16 protein-coding genes and 1 tRNA gene are annotated in these 18,393 nt (G+C 53.2%); 14 read left to right on the forward strand and 3 right to left on the reverse strand.

Annotation, left to right across the window (positions count from 1 at the left end; all coding sequences use genetic code 11):
- The 11 genes from FEF65_RS08080 to rpoC all read left to right on the forward strand — a co-directional run.
- Nucleotides 1-449 (forward strand): EF-Tu C-terminal domain-related protein (locus FEF65_RS08080; protein WP_338037994.1); only part of this gene is annotated, 449 nt, incomplete at its 5' end.
- Nucleotides 450-518: 69 nt separating this feature from the next.
- Nucleotides 519-674, forward strand: coding sequence for a 50S ribosomal protein L33 (rpmG, locus tag FEF65_RS08085; protein WP_138239307.1), 156 nt, complete (start codon nt 519-521; stop codon nt 672-674).
- Between the two features lie 5 nt (nt 675-679).
- Nucleotides 680-755, forward strand: a tRNA-Trp gene (locus FEF65_RS08090).
- A gap of 36 nt (nt 756-791) precedes the next feature.
- A complete protein-coding gene (secE, locus tag FEF65_RS08095) occupies nt 792-980 on the forward strand; it encodes a preprotein translocase subunit SecE (protein WP_138239308.1) in 189 nt (62 codons plus the stop codon).
- The gene (gene nusG, locus FEF65_RS08100) at nt 980-1,510 is read left to right on the forward strand and encodes a transcription termination/antitermination protein NusG (RefSeq protein WP_138239309.1); all 531 of its coding nucleotides are present in this window, start codon (nt 980-982) and stop codon (nt 1,508-1,510) included. The genes secE and nusG overlap by 1 nt, the downstream gene beginning before the upstream one ends.
- Before the next feature lie 197 nt (nt 1,511-1,707).
- Complete coding sequence (rplK, locus tag FEF65_RS08105; protein WP_138239310.1) at nt 1,708-2,136, forward strand: 50S ribosomal protein L11; 429 nt, start codon at nt 1,708-1,710, stop codon at nt 2,134-2,136.
- Between the two features lie 10 nt (nt 2,137-2,146).
- Nucleotides 2,147-2,833 (forward strand): 50S ribosomal protein L1, encoded by a 687-nt coding sequence (gene rplA / locus FEF65_RS08110; protein WP_138239311.1) that lies wholly within the window; start codon nt 2,147-2,149, stop codon nt 2,831-2,833.
- Between the two features lie 210 nt (nt 2,834-3,043).
- Nucleotides 3,044-3,562, forward strand: a complete 519-nt coding sequence (gene rplJ / locus FEF65_RS08115) for a 50S ribosomal protein L10 (RefSeq protein WP_138239312.1) — start codon at nt 3,044-3,046, stop codon at nt 3,560-3,562.
- Between the two features lie 46 nt (nt 3,563-3,608).
- Nucleotides 3,609-3,986 carry a 50S ribosomal protein L7/L12 gene (rplL, locus tag FEF65_RS08120; protein ID WP_238701262.1) on the forward strand — a complete coding sequence of 126 codons (378 nt, stop codon included), beginning with the start codon at nt 3,609-3,611 and terminating at the stop codon, nt 3,984-3,986.
- A gap of 116 nt (nt 3,987-4,102) precedes the next feature.
- Nucleotides 4,103-8,197, forward strand: coding sequence for a DNA-directed RNA polymerase subunit beta (gene rpoB / locus FEF65_RS08125; protein WP_138239313.1), 4,095 nt, complete (start codon nt 4,103-4,105; stop codon nt 8,195-8,197).
- Between the two features lie 5 nt (nt 8,198-8,202).
- Nucleotides 8,203-12,405 carry a DNA-directed RNA polymerase subunit beta' gene (gene rpoC, locus FEF65_RS08130; RefSeq protein WP_138239314.1) on the forward strand — a complete coding sequence of 1,401 codons (4,203 nt, stop codon included), beginning with the start codon at nt 8,203-8,205 and terminating at the stop codon, nt 12,403-12,405.
- Between the two features lie 147 nt (nt 12,406-12,552).
- Here rpoC and FEF65_RS08135 read toward each other — a convergent pair whose 3' ends face one another.
- Complete coding sequence (locus tag FEF65_RS08135; protein WP_161595213.1) at nt 12,553-13,023, reverse strand: hypothetical protein; 471 nt, start codon at nt 13,021-13,023, stop codon at nt 12,553-12,555.
- A 155-nt stretch (nt 13,024-13,178) separates the two neighbouring features.
- Between FEF65_RS08135 and FEF65_RS08140 the strand changes: the two genes are divergently transcribed.
- A complete protein-coding gene (locus FEF65_RS08140; protein WP_238701716.1) occupies nt 13,179-13,385 on the forward strand; it encodes a c-type cytochrome in 207 nt (68 codons plus the stop codon).
- Complete coding sequence (gene gloA / locus FEF65_RS08145) at nt 13,385-13,768, forward strand: lactoylglutathione lyase (RefSeq protein ID WP_138239317.1); 384 nt, start codon at nt 13,385-13,387, stop codon at nt 13,766-13,768. The genes FEF65_RS08140 and gloA overlap by 1 nt, the downstream gene beginning before the upstream one ends.
- A gap of 276 nt (nt 13,769-14,044) precedes the next feature.
- Here the strand turns inward: gloA and FEF65_RS08150 are convergent, their stop codons facing one another.
- Complete coding sequence (locus tag FEF65_RS08150) at nt 14,045-15,862, reverse strand: AMP-dependent synthetase/ligase (protein ID WP_138239318.1); 1,818 nt, start codon at nt 15,860-15,862, stop codon at nt 14,045-14,047.
- Between the two features lie 30 nt (nt 15,863-15,892).
- Nucleotides 15,893-17,086 carry a type III PLP-dependent enzyme gene (locus FEF65_RS08155; protein ID WP_138239319.1) on the reverse strand — a complete coding sequence of 398 codons (1,194 nt, stop codon included), beginning with the start codon at nt 17,084-17,086 and terminating at the stop codon, nt 15,893-15,895.
- Nucleotides 17,087-17,357: 271 nt separating this feature from the next.
- Between FEF65_RS08155 and FEF65_RS08160 the strand changes: the two genes are divergently transcribed.
- The gene (locus FEF65_RS08160) at nt 17,358-18,236 is read left to right on the forward strand and encodes a Dyp-type peroxidase (protein WP_138239320.1); all 879 of its coding nucleotides are present in this window, start codon (nt 17,358-17,360) and stop codon (nt 18,234-18,236) included.
- The last annotated feature ends 157 nt before the right edge of the window (nt 18,237-18,393 follow it).

Here is an 18,393-nt window from a genome sequence, read left to right on the forward strand (position 1 = left end):
TTGGTGTTCGTCCGACCACCAAGACCACTTGCACCGGCGTTGAAATGTTCCGCAAGCTGCTGGACAGCGGCCAAGCAGGTGACAACGTAGGCGTTCTGCTGCGTGGTACCAAGCGTGAAGACGTTGAGCGTGGTCAGGTTCTGGCCAAGCCAGGTTCAATCACTCCGCACACCGGCTTCAAGGCTGAGGCATACATCCTGACCAAGGAAGAGGGTGGTCGTCATACCCCGTTCTTCAATGGTTACCGCCCACAGTTCTATTTCCGTACCACCGACGTGACCGGTTCCGTGTCACTGCCTGAAGGTACCGAGATGGTGATGCCTGGCGATAACATCTCTATGGATGTTGAGCTGATCACACCAATCGCAATGGATAAGGAACTGCGTTTCGCCATCCGCGAGGGTGGTCGTACGGTCGGCGCTGGCGTCGTTACCGACATTACCAAGTAAAACGTTAGAAATGCTGGCGGCGGTAGACCTGTGTGCTACCGCCGCTTTGCTGTCACTGGAGAATAGAGAATGCGAGATCTGCTAGCATTGGCGTGTGAAGAGTGCAAACGCAAGAATTACACGACCGATAAAAACAAGCGTACCATGACTGATAAGCTTGTTCTGAATAAGTACTGCAACTCCTGCCGTAAACATACACCGCATAAAGAGACAAAGATTAAATAACGAATAGGCCAGTAGTTCAATTGGTAGAGCACCGGTCTCCAAAACCGGGGGTTGGGGGTTCGAGTCCCTCCTGGCCTGCCAGTCGTAGTGTATGAAAGGGTAAATAGGAGCATAGCAATGAGTCGAGTCGCAGAAATGCGTAAGTTCATGGGTGAAGTCAAGGTTGAAGCCAAAAAAGTTACCTGGCCTGAGCGTCGGGAAACAATGCAGGCAACACTCATGGTTTTTGTGATGGTAATTTTTATTGCGCTATTTCTGTGGTTGGTTGACTCTGCTCTCAGCTGGCTCGTTCAGCAGGTGATTTGATGGCTATGCGTTGGTATGTAGTTCAGGTTTATTCCAACTTTGAAGACAAAGTTGAACAGATGATCCGTGAAAACGCAGAGCGTGCGGGTCTGACCGATATGTTCGGACAGATTCTTGTTCCGCGTGAAGAAGTGGTTGAGCTGAAGGACGGTCAGAAAGTGACCAGTCAGCGTAAATTCTTCCCGGGTTACATTCTTGTAGAAATGGAAATGAACGATGATACCTGGCATGTGGTGAAGGATACCCGTCAGGTAAGTGGTTTCCTTGGTTCCGATAATCGCCCCAAGCCAATGCCGCAGCGTGAAGTCGATGCTCTGATCCGTCAGATTGCTGAAGGTATTGAGCGTCCGAAACCAAAAGTCATGTTTGATATCGGCGATGCTGTTCGCGTCATCGATGGCCCGTTCGCTTCGTTCAATGGTGTTGTCGAAGAAGTGATGGAAGACAAGGCCAAGCTGAAAGTCAGTGTATCCATTTTCGGTCGCCCGACTCCGGTCGAGCTTGAGTACATCCAGGTCGAAAAGGGATAACAAACAAACGTGTGCAGTTGATCAGCCCGCTCAGGTTGGCTGACCAGCTGCATTGTTTTATTTCCGGAATTCATTCTGTGAAATAAACAGCTTACACAGGATGTGGAAGCACTACCGCTAAAGCGGGAGCAAGTCCGGGTTCCGGATATGCGAATAAAGGTGAATGGAAGGATTCCTGCAACCGGTTGGAGAAATCAATGGCAAAAAAACTCGTAAAAATCGTTAAATTGCAGGTGCCTGCGGGCTCTGCAAATCCGGCTCCGCCGGTCGGCCCGGCCCTCGGTCAGGCTGGTGCAAACATCATGGAGTTCTGCAAGGCCTTTAATGCCCGGACCCAGGATATGGAAAAGGGACTTACCCTCCCGGTTCTTATCAATGTCTATGCAGACCGTTCATTTGACTTCGTCATCAAGACCCCGCCTGCATCTGTACTGCTGCTGAAGAGCGCCAAGATCGCCAAGGGCAGTGCCGAGCCAAACAAGAAGAAGGTTGGCAAGGTTACCAGCGCACAGGTTCGTGAAATTGCCGAGATCAAAATGCCTGACCTCAATTGCTACGACGTGGAAGCAGCTATGCGCATCGTTGAAGGCACGGCCCGTTCAATGGGTCTGGAAGTAGAAGGCTAGGAGTCGAGAGATGGCAAAAATTACCAAACGTATGAAAGCATCCCTGCAGCACATTCCTGCCGGGGCCGTTGCAGTTGACCAGGCGATCGAAGCAGTTCTCGCCCAGCCTGCAGCAAAATTTGATGAGTCTGTAGACGTTGCGATCAAGCTCGGTGTTGACCCTCGTCACGCTGACCAGATGGTTCGTGGCTCTATTGCTCTGCCAAACGGCACCGGCAAGACCGTTCGCGTGGCTGTATTCGCAAAGGGCGCCAAGGCTGAAGAGGCTGCTGCTGCCGGTGCGGATATCGTCGGTGCAGAAGACCTTGTCGAGAAAATCCAGGATGGTTTCCTTGATTTCGACCGCGTTGTTGCTACCCCTGACATGATGGCTCAGGTAGGTCGTCTCGGACGTGTGCTGGGTCCTCGTGGCCTGATGCCAAACCCTAAGCTCGGCACCGTAACCATGGATGTCACCAAGGCTGTTACAGCGATTAAAGCCGGTCAGATCGAAGTTCGCGTTGACAAGGCTGGTGTGATTCACGCTCCTGTTGGCCGTCGTTCATTCGATGCAGCCAAGATCCGTGAGAACATCGATGCACTGATCTCTGAACTTAACCGTATGCGTCCTTCTTCTGCGAAGGGCCGTTACATGCAGCGTATGTTTATCGCTTCAACGATGGGCGCTTCTGTCCGCGTTGACGAAACCACACTGTAATATCGCTGAAAAGATTGACCGTCCCGTACGGTCATATGCCGAAAGGCATAAAAGATCGACCGCTGATTCCGAAAGGTTGAGCGGTCGTAATAACGATCCGTCCAAGACTGCTGGAGTTGTGCCGCAAGGCACAACTTAATCGGGGTAACCCGTCCCGCATAGATGGAGTGCAAGCTCACTTGCGCGGATCGAATTAGCAAGGGGGTAAATGTGAATAAAAATGACAAACAGCAAATCGTCGATGAACTTCACACTGCCTGGTCCGAATCAAATGCTGGCGTAGTTGCACACTATCGTGGCCTGACCGTACCTGAGATGAGTGATCTCAGGCGCCGGTTGCGCGATGCTGGTGTGTCTCTGCAGGTCGTCAAGAACACCTTGGCACGCCGCGCAGCAGATGGTACTGACTTTAAGGCAGCTGAAGTTTTGTTTACCGGTCCTGTAGCCATTGCATATGGCACGGAACCAGTCGGTATGGCTAAAGCCGTCACTGAATTCGCCAAGACACACAAGGCGTTTGAAGTGAAGGGCGGCATGCTCGATGGCAAACTCATTGATGTAGACGGCATCACTGCGCTGGCAACCCTGCCATCGCGTGAAGTACTGCTTGCCAAGATGCTTGGCAGCATGCAGTCGCCAGTCTCCGGATTTGTTCGCACACTGGCAGAAGTTCCTGCTTCATTTGTGCGTACATTGGCAGCTATTCGCGACCAGAAAGAAGCTGCTTAACATTTACATTATCTAATTTAATCATAAAGCAAGAGGAGCTAAAAAAATGGCAATTTCTAAAGATGAACTGATCAGTGCAATTGAGTCTATGACCGTACTGGAGCTGTCCGAGCTGGTTAAGGCTCTGGAAGAGCGTTTCGGCGTTTCTGCTGCAGCACCTGTTGCAGTAGCTGCTGGCCCTGTTGCCGCTGCTGCTGATGCAGCTGAAGAGCAGACCGAGTTCAACGTTGTTCTCGTTTCCGCTGGCGACAAGAAGATCCAGGTAATCAAGGCTGTACGTGAGACCACCGGTCTGGGCCTGAAAGAGGCTAAGGCACTGGTTGACGGCGCACCAGGCAACGTCAAGGAAGGCGTTTCCAAGGCTGAGGCAGATGACCTCAAGGCCAAGCTGGAAGAAGCAGGCGCTACCATCGAGCTGAAGTAAGCCCGACTTTGTTTCGCGCTTACGTTTAACGATCTGAGGTTGATCCCCGGTGGCTTATGTCACCGGGGATCGGCCTTTTCGCATTTTGTACAGGAAATTGTTCTTCAGGGGTTATCATGGCCAAACAAGCATCATTGAAACGAATCCGCAAGAATTTTGGTAGCATTGAGTCTCCAATCAGCATGCCAAATATGCTGCAGCTGCAGACTGAGTCCTACCACGAATTTGTAGGTTATGGTGAGGCCGTAAACGATTCCCGGCTTTCAGCCGTATTCCAGACAGTGTTTCCCGTTCGTGATTATGCTGGTAATGCTGAGCTGTCATTTGAAGGCCTGGAGTATAGCCCTCCACGTTACGATCAGGACGAATGTCGTCGCCGTGATCTGACCTTTGCCCTGCCGGTTAAGGTAAAGCTTCGCCTGAAAATTTATGAGGCTGATGGCGAGAAGCGCGCAAAGCGCAAAGTAAAAGAGGTTCGTGACCAGTCCGTCTATATGGGCGAGATTCCATATATGACCGAGTATGGTTCATTCATCATTAACGGCACCGAGCGTGCCATTGTATCCCAGATGCACCGTTCTCCGGGTGTGTTTTTCGACCATGACAAGGGTAAGACCCACTCATCCGGCAAGTTCCTGTTCAAGGCACGCGTCATTCCTTATCGTGGCTCCTGGCTTGATTTCGAATTCGACTCCAAAGACAAGGTCAACTTCCGTATCGACCTGCGTCGCAAGATGCCTGCAGGAATTCTGCTGAAGGCACTTGGCCTTTCCACTCAGGAAATTCTCGATCGTTTCTATCAGCGCCGTACCTACCGTTTCAGTGAAAACGGCATTCAGGTCAAGTTTGAGCCTGCCAAGTTCCTGGGCACCCGTGCGGTCACCACCATCAAACTGGATACCAAAACCATCGTTGTTGAAGGTAAAAAGTTTACCAACCTTGCCATCAAGCGCCTGACCGAAGCCGGTGTGGAGTGGATTGACGTACCGATGGAAAGCCTGATTGGTGAGGTTGCTGCCGAGCCGGTCATGCTCACCGGTGGTGAGATCCTGATTGACCACAATCATGAAATCACCGAAGACTCTATTTCCGAGCTGCAGGCTGCCGGTGTAACCGAGTTTGACTGCCTGCTTATCGATGCATCGATTCGTGGCCCATGGCTGGCAGATACCCTGCGTCTGGACATGGTTCAGTCCCGTGAAGAAGCTCGCGTTGAAATCTATCGTATGATGCGCCCTGGTGAGCCACCAACGGTTGAAACCGCTAAGGCTCTGTTCGAATCGCTGTTCTATGATCCAGCCCGTTACGATCTCTCCCGTGTCGGTCGTATGAAGCTGAACAGCCGACTTGGTATTACCGAGGAAGATGTACCGCTGGATGTCGGCACACTGCGCAATGAAGATATCCTGATGACGCTCGACACCCTGCTGTCACTGCGTGATGGCATCGGTGAAGTGGATGATATCGATCACCTGGGCAACCGTCGTCTTCGTTCTGTCGGTGAGCTGCTTGAAAATCAGATCCGCGTAGGTCTGGTTCGTATGGAGCGCGCGATCCGTGAGCGTCTGAGCTCTGGTGACCTGATCGAAATGATGCCTTCTGATGTGGTCAACGCCAAACCGCTGATCGCAGCAGTGAAGGAGTTCTTCGGCTCTTCCCAGTTGTCCCAGTTCATGGATCAGACCAATCCGCTGTCTGAAGTGACTCACAAGCGTCGTCTTTCAGCGCTCGGCCCGGGCGGTCTGTCACGTGAGCGTGCAGGCTTCGAAGTTCGAGACGTTCATCCGACCCATTACGGCCGTCTCTGCCCGATCGAGACCCCGGAAGGTCCGAACATTGGTCTGATTAACTCCCTGGCGACCTATGCCAAGGTAAACGACTTCGGCTTCATTGAATCTCCATACCGCAAGGTTATCGATGGCCGCGTTACGGATGATGTTGACTATCTTTCTGCCATTGATGAGAGCACTCCGGTGATTGCACAGGCGAATGCTGTGCTGGACGATCATGGCAAGTTTGTGGCTGAGCTGGTTCAGTGCCGTCAGGGCGGTGAGTTCATCATGGCCGAGCCGAATGATATCGACTACATGGACGTTTCACCGTCTCAGGTGGTCTCTGTGTGTGCCGGTCTGATTCCGTTCCTTGAGCACGATGACGCTAACCGCGCACTGATGGGCTCAAACATGCAGCGTCAGGCTGTACCTCTGCTCCGTTCCGAGAAGCCACTGGTTGGTACCGGTATGGAAGCACCACTGGCACGCGACTCCGGCGTATCTCAGGTTGCCCGTCGTGGTGGTGTGGTTGAGCGTGTTGACGGTGGTCGTATCGTTGTTCACGTCAATGAGGATGAGCAGGTAGAAGGCGAGCCGGGCGTGGATATCTATCGTCTGTTCAAGTATCGCCGCTCCAATCAGAACACCTGCTTTAACCAGCGTCCACTGGTGAAAATGGGTGAAAAAGTGGTCAAGGGCGACATCATTGCTGATGGTCCAAGCACTGACATGGGCGAGCTGGCACTTGGCCGTAACGCACTGGTCGCACTGATGCCATGGCGTGGCTACAACTTCGAGGACGCGATTGTAATCTCCGAGAAGCTTGTACGTGACGACGTTTATACCTCGATTCATATCGAAGAGTTCGAGTGCGTTTCCCGCGATACCAAGCTTGGTGCGGAAGAAATCACCCGTGATATTCCGAATGTGGGCGAAGATGCACTGCGTCACCTTGATGATTGCGGTATCGCCTATGTCGGCGCGGAAGTGAAGCAGGGCGATATTCTCGTCGGCAAGATCACTCCGAAGGGCGAGTCCCAGCTTTCTCCTGAAGAGAAGCTGCTGCGTGCGATCTTCGGTGAGAAGGCCTCCGATGTACGTGATACCTCTCTGCGCGTGAAGCCGGGCGAAGAAGGTGTGGTTGTGGATGTCCAGATCTTCACCCGTCGTGGTGATGAGAAGGATGAGCGTGCCAAGGCCATTGAGGAGACCTCAATTGAGCAGCTCTATTCCGATAAGGAAGAAGAGCGCCGCATTCTTGAGGCCAACGCTGCCAGCCGTCTGCGTGCCATGGTTGCCGGTCAGACTGCAGCCACCTTCAAGGGCATCAAGCGCGGTGAAGTGATCACTGCCGATCATGTCAAGTCACTGACCCTGCGTGATCTGACCGGTGTATCTGTTGAAGACGATACCGTGAATGAAAAGATCGCCGAGATTATCGAGTCCATGGACAAGGAGCGCTCACGTCTTGAGTCCCGCTTTGAACATAAGGTAGCCAAGGTCCGTGAAGGATCCGAGCTGAAGCCGGGTGTTATCAAGGTTGTGAAGGTGTTCGTGGCGGTGAAGCGCAAGCTGCAGCCTGGTGACAAGATGGCTGGTCGTCATGGTAACAAGGGTGTGATTTCGGTGATCGTACCGGAAGAAGATATGCCATATACCGAAGATGGTACTCCGGTGGATATCTGCCTGAACCCGCTGGGTGTACCTTCACGTATGAATATCGGCCAGATTTTCGAGATTCATATGGGCTGGGCCGGCAGTGAGCTGGGCAAACGTATCGATGAGAAGATGCGTGCTCAGGCTGCGAATGACGAGATTCGTTCATTCCTGCTCGATATTTACCAGGAAGACAAGACTGCCTGCCGTCAGATCGGTGAGATGGATGATGCCGAGATGCTTGAGCTTGCAACCAACCTCAAGGGTGGTGTGCCGATCGCAACACCTGTGTTCGATGGTGCACATGAAGATCATATTCATCGTATGCTCAAGCTGGCAGGCCTTCCTGTAAGTGGTCAGACCACGCTTTATGATGGCCGTACCGGTGAGCCTTTTGACCGTCCGGTAACTATTGGTCACATGTACATTCTGAAACTGCATCATCTGGTGGACGAAAAGATTCACGCCCGTTCAACCGGTCCTTACTCGCTGGTAACGCAGCAGCCGCTGGGTGGTAAAGCCCAGTTCGGTGGTCAGCGCTTCGGTGAAATGGAAGTGTGGGCACTGGAGGCGTATGGCGCGGCTCATACCCTGCAGGAAATGCTCACTGTGAAGTCTGACGATGTACAGGGCCGTACCAAGATGTATGAGTCGATTGTACGTGGTGATATGTCATTTGACGCAGGTATCCCTGAATCATTCAACGTAATGACCAAGGAATTGAATGCGCTGGGTATTGATCTCGCAATGGTCAAGCACTCAACTGAGAACGAAGGAGAATAAAGGTCATGCAAGAACTTCTCAAAATGTTCCAGAAACCGTCAAGCGTCGAGGATTTCGATGGCCTGAAGGTGGGACTCGCCAGTCCGGAAAAAATTCGTTCGTGGTCCTACGGCGAAGTTAAGAAGCCGGAGACCATTAACTATCGTACCTTCAAACCGGAACGTGATGGTCTTTTCTGCGCGAAAATTTTTGGTCCGATCAAGGACTATGAGTGTCTCTGCGGCAAGTATAAGCGGCTGAAGCATCGCGGCGTTGTTTGCGAAAAATGCTCCGTTGAAGTGATCCAGTCCAAGGTTCGTCGTGAGCGTATGGGCCACATCGATCTGGCGTCACCTGTTGCGCATATCTGGTTCCTGAAGAGCCTGCCGTCCCGTATCGGTCTGCTGCTCGACAAAACCCTTAAAGAGCTTGAGCGCGTTCTCTACTTTGAGTCCTATATTGTTCTGGATCCGGGCCTGACCAGTCTTGAGCAGTTCCAGATTCTGACCGAAGATGAATATATCGAGGCATTCGAAGAGTACGGCGAAGAGTTCCGTGCCGGCATGGGCGCTGAAGCCCTGCGCGAAATGCTCAAGAATATCGATCTTGAAGAAGAGCGTCAGAGTCTGCGTTCACAGATTGCTGCAACCAAGGCTGTGACCAAGCTGACCAAGCTGACCAAGCGTTTGTCGACTGTTGAAGCCATGCTGGGTTCCGGTAACCGTCCTGAGTGGATGATCATGGAAGTCATTCCTGTTCTTCCGCCTGAAATCCGTCCACTGGTACCGCTGGATGGTGGTCGTTTTGCCACGTCCGACCTGAATGATCTTTATCGCCGTGTGATTAACCGTAATAACCGTCTGAAGCGTCTGCTGGAGCTGAATGCGCCTGAAATCATTACCCGTAATGAAAAGCGTATGCTGCAGGAGTCTGTTGATGCGTTGTTCGACAACGATCGTCGCTCCAAGCCAATCACCGGTAACAACCGTCGTCCGCTGAAGTCTCTGTCCGATGTGATCAAGGGTAAGCAGGGTCGTTTCCGTCAGAACCTGCTCGGTAAGCGTGTGGATTACTCCGGTCGTTCCGTGATCGTGGTCGGTCCTGAACTCAAATTGCATCAGTGCGGCCTGCCAAAGAAGATGGCTCTCGAACTGTTCAAGCCGTTTATTTACAACAAGCTTGAGCAGCGTGGTTTGGCCAACACCATCAAGGCAGCCAAGAAGCTGGTAGAGCAGGGTATTCCTGAGGTATGGGATATTCTTGCTGAAGTGATTCATCAGCACCCGGTGATGCTCAACCGTGCACCTACGCTGCATCGTCTGGGCATTCAGGCCTTTGAACCGATCCTCGTTGAAGGCAAGGCCATTCAGCTGCACCCGCTCGTATGTACCGCATTTAACGCTGACTTCGACGGCGATCAGATGGCTGTTCACGTACCGCTGTCCATTGAGGCACAGACCGAAGCGCGCGCACTGATGATGTCGACCAACAACATCCTTTCGCCTGCAACCGGCAAGCCTGTGATTGTACCGACCCAGGATATGGTTCTGGGTATTTACTACCTGACCCGTGAGCGTCCGTTTGCCCGCGGTGAAGACATGGTCTTCTCGTCGCCGGATGAAGTGATTCGTGCGCTGGATGCCGGTGCGGTTGAGCTGCATACCCGTATCAGCTGCCGTATTCGCAGTGTGCGTGAGCATACCACGGTTGGTCGTGCAATTCTGTCAACCATCCTGCCGGCTGAGATGCCATTCTCTTGCGTGAATCGTGAATTGACCAAGAAGGATGTGGCCGGTCTGATCGAAACCTGTTACCGCACTGCCGGAAACAAGGCGACTGTACTGCTTGCCGACCGTTTGAAGGTTCTCGGTTACAGCTATGCAACCCGCTCAGGCGCCTCTTTTGCACTGTGCGATGTGGTGATTCCTGATTCCAAGGCAGAGCTGGTAGGCGCTGCCGAGGCTGAAGTTTCCAAGGTTCAGAAGCAGTATGCCGATGGCTTGATCACTGCTGGCGAGCGCTACAACAAGGTGGTCGACTTGTGGACACACACAACCGAAAAGGTTGCACGTGCCATGATGGACAACCTTGCGACCGAGACACTGGAAAGTGCTGATGGTGAGCGCAAGGAAGTGGCCAAGAGTTTCAACTCTGTCTACATGATGGCTGACTCCGGAGCTCGAGGCTCTGCCCAGCAGATCCGTCAGCTGGCCGGTATGCGTGGTCTGATGGCCAAGCCGGATGGCTCCATTATTGAAACACCCATTACCGCAAACTTCCGTGAAGGTCTGACCATTCTGCAGTACTTCATCTCGACCCATGGTGCACGTAAGGGTCTTGCTGATACCGCTCTGAAGACCGCGAACTCCGGTTATCTGACCCGCCGTCTGGTTGACGTGGCTCAGGACGCTGTTGTTCGTGAGCAGGATTGCGGCACAACCAATGGTGTTCTTTTGTCTGCACTGGTTGAAGGTGGTGAAGTAATTGAGCCGTTGACGGAGCGTGTTCTCGGCCGTGTACTGCTCGAGGCTGCCCTGGATCCGATCTCCGGTGAGGAAATTGCTCCGGCCGGCGCCATGGTGAACGAAGAGCTGACCCAGATGATTGGCGATGCCGGTGTTGAGTCCGTACGTATCCGCTCTGTTCTGACCTGTGAGTCAGAAGATGGCGTGTGTGCAAACTGCTATGGTCGCGATCTTGCCCATGGTACGCCGGTATCCATCGGTGAGGCGGTGGGTGTGATTGCCGCGCAGTCGATTGGTGAGCCTGGTACACAGCTTACCATGCGTACATTCCATGTGGGTGGTACTGCATCCCGTGCTGCTGAACAGGCTCATGTTGAAGCCAAGTTCGGTGGCCATGTTGTGCTTGAAAACGCCATCACCGTTAGCAACGCCGCTGGCGAAGATATTGTGATTAACCGTCATACTGAAGTGCTGATCAAGGATGCCAAGGGCAAGGAACTTGAGCGCCATCGTGTACCATACGGTGCACATCTGCTGATCAAGGATGGCGATGTCGTCAAGAGCAGCCACAAGCTTGTTGAGTGGGATCCATATACCATGCCGCTGATTGCAGAGGCTGATGGCTTGATTCGCTACGTGGACCTTGAAGAAGGAATCACCGTTCGTGAGCAGTCTGATGAAGTGACCGGTCTGTCCAGTCGTGTAGTGACCCAGCAGATGGATAGCCGCAGGGATGCTCTGCGTCCGCAGATTCAGCTGGTTGATCCGAAGGACCCTGAAAGCGATCCGATTGTTCTGGCCCGTACAAATACGCCTGCCCGTTACTTCCTGTCAGCCGGCGCGATTCTGAACGTGGATAACGGCGAATGTGTGAAGGCCGGTGATGTGCTTGCACGTATTCCTCGTGAAGCAGGCAAGACCAAGGATATTACCGGTGGTCTGCCTCGCGTGGTTGAGCTGTTTGAAGCACGTAAGCCGAAGCATCTGGCATTTATTGCCGGTGCTGATGGTGTGGTGTCGTTCGGTAAGGATATTCGTGGCAAGCGCCGTGTTTATATCGATCCGACCGATGGTTCAGAGCAGCTGGAATATCAGATTCCGAAGGGATCACAGATCCTCGTTCAGGAAGGTGACCGCGTACGTCGTGGTGAGCGTCTGATGGAAGGTTCTCCGGCTCCGCAGGATATTTTGAAGGTCCTGGGCGTTGAGGCACTTGCCAACTATCTGACTGATGAAATCCAGGAGGTCTACCGTCTGCAGGGCGTGAAGATCAATGACAAGCACATCGAAGTGATTGCTCGTCAGATGATGCGCAAGGTTCAGATCATCGATCCGGGTTCATCCACGTTCGTTGCCGGTGAGCAGCTGGTTCGCAAGTATGTTCTGCAGGCCAATCGCAAGCTTGAGGCAGCTGGCAAGGCGCCGGCAACCTTCGAGCCGATCCTGCTTGGTATCACCAAGTCGTCCCTGAACACCGATTCGTTCGTATCGGCCGCATCGTTCCAGGAGACAACCCGTGTGATCACCGAGGCGGCTCTGGCCGGTAAGGTGGACTGGCTGATGGGTCTGAAGGAGAACGTGATTCTTGGACGTCTTCTGCCTGCCGGTACTGGCCTTGCAGTTCGCAATGCGCCAAAACCTGCAACAGCAGCGGTTCAGGCTTCTGATCTGATAGAGGCAGCACCTGATGCTGAAATTCTCGAAGAACTCAGTCAGGTTATTGATGACCGTGTCGATGAGGGTGCGGAAGGCGAGGCTGCATAAGCACTTGTTGTGTATCTGAAAAAAGGGCTCCTGCGGGGGCCCTTTTTTTTGTGCCTGCAGCAAGTGTGGTTGTAACCACATCACTGATTGCTGTATTCTTTCTTTTGCTTACACAGGTTATTTAAAACAACAGCCCTGTTGGAGGAACTATGCAAAAGTTATTTCTGCTGTTGATAGCAGCCATGGCGATACTTTCAGCGTGTCAGGACCAGAAGGGTGCTGTGGCACCATCATCCAATGCTGTCGCGACATCTGCGGCGCCCGTACAGTCAACAGATACGGTGGCTGTGAAAAAAGTGGAAGAGAGCAGGGTAGCAGCATCGTTGCAGCAATCATTGCAACAATCGGCAATCCATACCGACACAGCTCTGGCTGAGTTGAGCGCACCAGCACCAGCACCAGCACCAGCACCAGCACCAGCACCAGCACCAGCACCAGCACCAGCACCAGCACCAGCACCAGCACCAGCACCAGCACCAGCACCAGCACCAGCTCCAGCTCCAGCTCCAGCTCCAGCTCCAGCTCCAGCTCCAGCTCCAGCTCCAGCTCCAGCTCCGGCTCCGGCTCCGGCTCCGGCTCCGGCTCCGGCTCCGGCAGCCGAACTGGCTGTACAGGCAAAAGCGAGTGCTGCGGCAGTATCCGCATCAGCGCCGACTGGGGATGCGGTGCGGGGCAAGTCTCTGGCCGCTAAATGTATGGCTTGTCATAATATGACCGCGATCAGGAAAGTAGGGCCGGGCTTGCAGGGTATCGTAGGGCGCAAGGCGGGTCAGATGGCCGATATGAAATATAGCAGCTCATTGTCCTCAGCTGACTGGAGCTGGGATGAGAAAAACCTGGCTTTGTGGCTTTGTGATTCAAAGGCCGCAATTGTAACGTTAACGGGTAATCCATCCGCATCAACCAAGATGCCTGCACAACGTGTTTGTGATGGCTCGGCGCAGGCGGATTTGATCGCCTATTTGAGGACAGTGAAATAATGCGACTTTTACACACGATGATACGGGTGACAGATCTTGAGCGCGCCATCCGCTTTTATACAGATGTGCTCGGAATGAAGCTGTTGCGCCGCAAGGAGTATCCTGAAGGGCGCTTCACGCTTGCATTTGTCGGTTATGGTGACGAATCGCAAACGGCTGTGATTGAGCTAACTTATAACTGGGATACGCATGCTTATGAAGCCGGTAATGCCTTTGGCCATATCGCTATAGGAGTAGATGATATATATGCGGTGTGTGAGCGGATGCGGCTGGCCGGAGGGCTGATTACGCGTGAGCCCGGGCCGATGAAGCATGGTACGACGGTGATTGCCTTTGTGCGCGATCCGGACGGTTATTCGATCGAGCTGATTGAAACGAAATGAGGTGAGGACTGACTGTCAGTAAATCGTTGCAGTCAGTCAGGTGATTCTCTTAGGGAAGCGCTGATTAATTAGGCGCTTCCGAGCGAGCCATGGACGGACGCCACAATCCGGCAGGATAGCCGGATTGGACGGCTCTGCCGCCGCCAGGTGAGCTGCAGGATGCGGCGAGTCAAATCAGACGCGTAAGTGCCTGATTTGTAAGCAAAGACAAAACCACGCTTTTGTCTTTGCGAACTGATTTTTGCCAGGAGGGCAATAAATCAGCATCTCCTTAGGTTATTCAGAGGATTCCTTGTGGTAAAGCGCCTCAATGGCACTCTCATAGTATTCAGATACCTTGCGTCGCCGGATCTTCATGGTGGGGGTCAGCAGTCCGGTTTCAACCGCGAACGGCTCACTGATCAGATGGATTCGACGAATTTGCTCAAACGGATTGAGGGGTTTTAAATGCTGATTGACCCTCATCTGAAGCTGTTTCTTCAGGACGGGAGAGTCACACAGGTGGCGCCAGTCTGTTTCCGGCAGCCCCTGATGATCAGACCACTCCCTGCATGCTGTTTCGTTGGCTACGATCAGCGCAACAAGATACGGGCGCTGGTCGCCATACACGACAACCTGATCAATCATGTCATCTTCCAGCAGTAACTGTTCGATTCTTTGAGGGGCGACGTTTTCTCCCCCTGATGTGACAATGATATCCTTTTTCCTGTCTGTGATGCGCAGGTAGCCATCAGAATCGAGCGTTCCGATGTCACCTGTATGCAGCCATCCATCCTGCAGCACTTCCTTGCTGGCTTTACGGTTTTTCCAGTAACCAGCCATGATATTGGCGCCACGGGCAAGAATTTCGCCATCCGCCGCAATTTTGATCTCAACCCCTTTGGCAGCCAGACCGACGCTACCTGCCCGCCTGTCCTGCATGGGGTTGACCGAGATCAGCGGTGCAGATTCGCTTAAGCCATAGCCCTCAAGCACTGGCAGCCCTATCGACTCGAAAAATTCGGTCAGTTCAACGCCGAGTGGCGCACCACCTGAAATCAGGGCCCTTAATCGTCCGCCGAAACGCTGGCGGATTTTTTCGCCTACCAGCTTGTCGAGCAGCGGTAAGAACAGTTTGGCCAGCATGCTGTTGTTCCGCTTTGCAGCAAGGTGTACATAGCTGTAAAACAGCGTTCGATGCAACAGCGGCTGATTTTTTGCGTGTGCGAGAATCCGGCTGCGTATGACTTCAAGCATGCGGGGGACAGCGATCATCAGGGTTGGTCGCGACTCCTGCATGTTTTTGGCAACGGTCTCGGGTCGCTCTGCAAATGCGACGGAGAGACCGAATGAATAGGCAAGAAAGTGGCTGCCTGTTCGCTCCAGTGCATGTGCCAGCGGTAAAAATGAGAGTAACCGGTCGCCACTACGGCCTGAATGGATATCGATGACAGCCGGTACAGATTCCAGATTGGTGATAATGTTGCCATGGCTCAACATGACGCCTTTCGGGTTGCCAGTTGTTCCGGAGGTGTACACAAGTGTGGCCAGTGTGTTCCGGTCCACTGCGGACATGCGTCTGGACAGGGCGGCATCATCAAGCTCACCACCTTCCAGGGAAACCATGGGGCTGACCATGGGGTGATGATGTTTTTCGATGCTGTATATGTGGCGAATGGCCGGGCTATGCTCGACAGCAGTGAGCAGATCCTGCATGAGTTTGCCACCGGATACGAAGGCAGCAATCGCCCCTGAATCGTTCAGTACGTAGCTGATGTCCTGCGGGCGATAGCTGCAATAGAGGGGAACGGTGATGGCGCCGACCGCAAGGATCGCGTAATCAATCACCGCCCACTCGGGCCGGTTCTCCATGAGTATGGCAATACGGTCACCCGGTTTGATGCCTGAGCGGATCAGCCCGCAAGCCAGGTAACGAACCTGGCTTGCCAGCTGGGCATAGGTGATCGAAAGGTATTGCCCGTCCTTTCTGTGCCACTGTGCCGGTTCTTCCGGAAGCTGTTTCGCTGTTTGAAACAAGGCTTCCGGAAGGCTTGATATTTGATCAATACCGGCGGCGCCAGCAGGTACGCGCTCGATCTCTGTGCTTTTCTTCATGACCGGGGTCTTTGCTGTTTTGATGCCCGACTATGCCTGATCGGTGCCTGCGCCGATGACATATTGTTTTAACGGCGGGAAGCCATTGAACTCGACCGCACTGTAACTGGTCGTGTAGGCACCGGTTGAGAACCAGTAGAGGCGATCTCCGATCTCGATGCTTAATGGCAGCTCATATTTGTGGTCTTCATACATAATGTCAGCACTGTCGCAGGTAGGGCCGGCAATGACACACTCTTCGCGCTCACCGCTTTTTTCAACGAAGATCGGGTATTTGATTGCTTCGCCGAGTGTTTCAATCAGGCCGGAGAACATGCCGACATCGGTATAGACCCAGCGATGCAGAGAGGTGGCAGTTTTACGTGAAATCAGAACGATTTCGCTGACAAGAACGCCGGCGTTGGAGCACAGTGAGCGACCGGGCTCCAGAATGATTTCAGGCATATCGTCACCGAAATCATCTTCAAGATAGTGGGTAATCTCTTTGGCATAGGTGGCAAGGTCATTGGTGCGGTTAAGGTAGTTGGCAGGGAAGCCACCGCCCATATTGATCATTTTCAGGCGGATATCGCACTCGTCCCTGAGCCAGTCAAAGATGGCTTTGACCTTGTCGATGGCGGCATCCCATGCGCCAATATCACGCTGTTGTGAGCCGACATGGAACGATACGCCGTAGGGTACCAGCCCCAGCTCTTTGGCAAGCAACAACAGTTCGACTGCCATATCCGTCTGGCAGCCGAATTTTCGCGACAGGGGCCAGTCAGCAGTGTGGCTGCCCTCAGTCAGCAGACGAATGTAAACTTTTACGCCCGGAGCCTCACGCGCGATGTTGCGCAGATCCGCCTCGGAGTCGCTGACAAACAGGCGCACGCCTTTTTCATAGAAATAGCGGATGTCCTTGCGCTTTTTGATGGTGTTGCCATAGCTGCAACGATCCGGTGAGACGCCGAGGTTCAGGACCTTGTCGAGCTCATAAATAGATGCAACGTCAAAATTGGAGCCGCGATCGCGCAACAGGCTGAGGATTTCATTGCCCGGGTTCGCCTTGATGGCATAGTAAATTTTGGCGTAGGGAAAGTTATCGGTCAGCTCATTGTAGTGATGCAGGATGATGTTGTTGTTGATGACAACAAACGGGGTTTCCTTGCCATCGGCAAAATTCTTGATGGCAGCAAAATCTTCGGAGTTGTAATAATCTTCAATGAGAACGGTATCTGATTGCATGGGATGAGGGAGGCTCCATTATCGATAGTGGCGAGGCAATATGGCCGATAGAGGAGAGTGGAAACAACAATCAGAAAGTTATGGCATTTCCCGCTACCGGTTATAAGTCCCGCATGATGAAATAATGTCGGATTAAGTCCATGAATTCTGTGCCCGGTGTGTGCTCCTGTAGCAGAAATGGTGGCGGCGGCGGACATTGGCCATTGATATCGTGCTTCAATCGCGCTTCAATCAAGGCTGTATGATGAGTGATCTGTAACCGGGAGGCTGTATGATAAATGTTCAACGGGGAATATTGGCAGATGTACCACAGGTCGGACGCCATTTGCTGTTTTCCCTGATGCCGGGTCACGATCTGAGGCCGGCATTGCAGGCAATCAGTGAGCTGGCAGATGGCGAGACTGTAGTGGTGGGGCTGGGGCAGTCGCTTGTTCTGGCCATGGGATATGATCTTGCAGAGCTTCGGGTCTTTCCACCGGTGGCCGGTCAGGGGTTCGAGGTGCCCTCAACGCCTGCAGCACTATGGTGCTGGTTGCGCGGTGATGACCGCGGGGCATTGCTGCATATCGGCAGACGAGTGGAGCATGCTCTGGCTCCTGCCTTGTGTCTGACCGACTCCGTGGATGTATTCATGTTCGATGGCGGCCGTGACCTTAGTGGCTATGAAGATGGCACCGAGAATCCTGTGGGAGAGAAGATGGCAGACGTTGCCATTGTCAGTGGTGCCGGTGCGGGCATGGATGGCTCCAGCTTTGTTGCTGTACAGCAGTGGCTGCATGATTTCTCCCGGCTTGAGAAGATGTCAGCGCTAGAGCGGGATCATGTCATTGGCCGCTATCGTGACAGCAATGAAGAGATTGATGATGCGCCCGCCTCGGCGCATGTAAAACGCACGGCCCAGGAAAGCTTTGATCCGGAAGCATTTATTCTTCGTCGCTCCATGCCCTGGTCCCGTGGCCAGCAGGGCGGACTTGTCTTTGTTGCCTTTGCGCGCTCGTTTGACCCGTTCGAGATGCTTTTGCGGCGTATGGTGGGGGCCGATGACGGGGTGGTTGACGGCCTGTTCGGTTTTACCCGTCCGCTTTCAGGTTGTTACTTCTGGTGCCCGCCCATGCACCGTGGCCGACTGGATCTGCGCGCTCTATCGTAATTATTGTATAATCATAAACTAATATTAATGATCGATTCACGGATTTCTCATGCTGAAGGTCTATTGTTCGCCATGTCCGGGGCGGATCTCCCTCCCCTCCCTCCCGATCCCCCCGGACACTAAATTCACCAGAACAGCTCAAAAGCCCCGGCTAATA

Source organism: Mariprofundus erugo, from assembly GCF_005818865.1.
GTDB lineage: Bacteria > Pseudomonadota > Zetaproteobacteria > Mariprofundales > Mariprofundaceae > Mariprofundus > Mariprofundus erugo.

What these genes read in the sequence shown, in the direction of transcription:
- FEF65_RS08160 (WP_138239320.1), top strand. Translation starts at nt 17,358, where the DNA reads ATGATAAATGTTCAACGGGGAATATTGGCAGATGTACCACAGGTCGGA.
- secE (WP_138239308.1), top strand. Translation starts at nt 792, where the DNA reads ATGAGTCGAGTCGCAGAAATGCGTAAGTTCATGGGTGAAGTCAAGGTT.
- gloA (WP_138239317.1), top strand. Translation starts at nt 13,385, where the DNA reads ATGCGACTTTTACACACGATGATACGGGTGACAGATCTTGAGCGCGCC.
- FEF65_RS08140 (WP_238701716.1), top strand. Translation starts at nt 13,179, where the DNA reads ATGGCCGATATGAAATATAGCAGCTCATTGTCCTCAGCTGACTGGAGC.
- rplL (WP_238701262.1), top strand. Translation starts at nt 3,609, where the DNA reads ATGGCAATTTCTAAAGATGAACTGATCAGTGCAATTGAGTCTATGACC.
- rpmG (WP_138239307.1), top strand. Translation starts at nt 519, where the DNA reads ATGCGAGATCTGCTAGCATTGGCGTGTGAAGAGTGCAAACGCAAGAAT.
- rpoB (WP_138239313.1), top strand. Translation starts at nt 4,103, where the DNA reads ATGGCCAAACAAGCATCATTGAAACGAATCCGCAAGAATTTTGGTAGC.
- nusG (WP_138239309.1), top strand. Translation starts at nt 980, where the DNA reads ATGGCTATGCGTTGGTATGTAGTTCAGGTTTATTCCAACTTTGAAGAC.
- rplA (WP_138239311.1), top strand. Translation starts at nt 2,147, where the DNA reads ATGGCAAAAATTACCAAACGTATGAAAGCATCCCTGCAGCACATTCCT.
- rpoC (WP_138239314.1), top strand. Translation starts at nt 8,203, where the DNA reads ATGCAAGAACTTCTCAAAATGTTCCAGAAACCGTCAAGCGTCGAGGAT.
- FEF65_RS08155 (WP_138239319.1), bottom strand. Translation starts at nt 17,086, where the DNA reads ATGCAATCAGATACCGTTCTCATTGAAGATTATTACAACTCCGAAGAT.
- rplK (WP_138239310.1), top strand. Translation starts at nt 1,708, where the DNA reads ATGGCAAAAAAACTCGTAAAAATCGTTAAATTGCAGGTGCCTGCGGGC.
- FEF65_RS08150 (WP_138239318.1), bottom strand. Translation starts at nt 15,862, where the DNA reads ATGAAGAAAAGCACAGAGATCGAGCGCGTACCTGCTGGCGCCGCCGGT.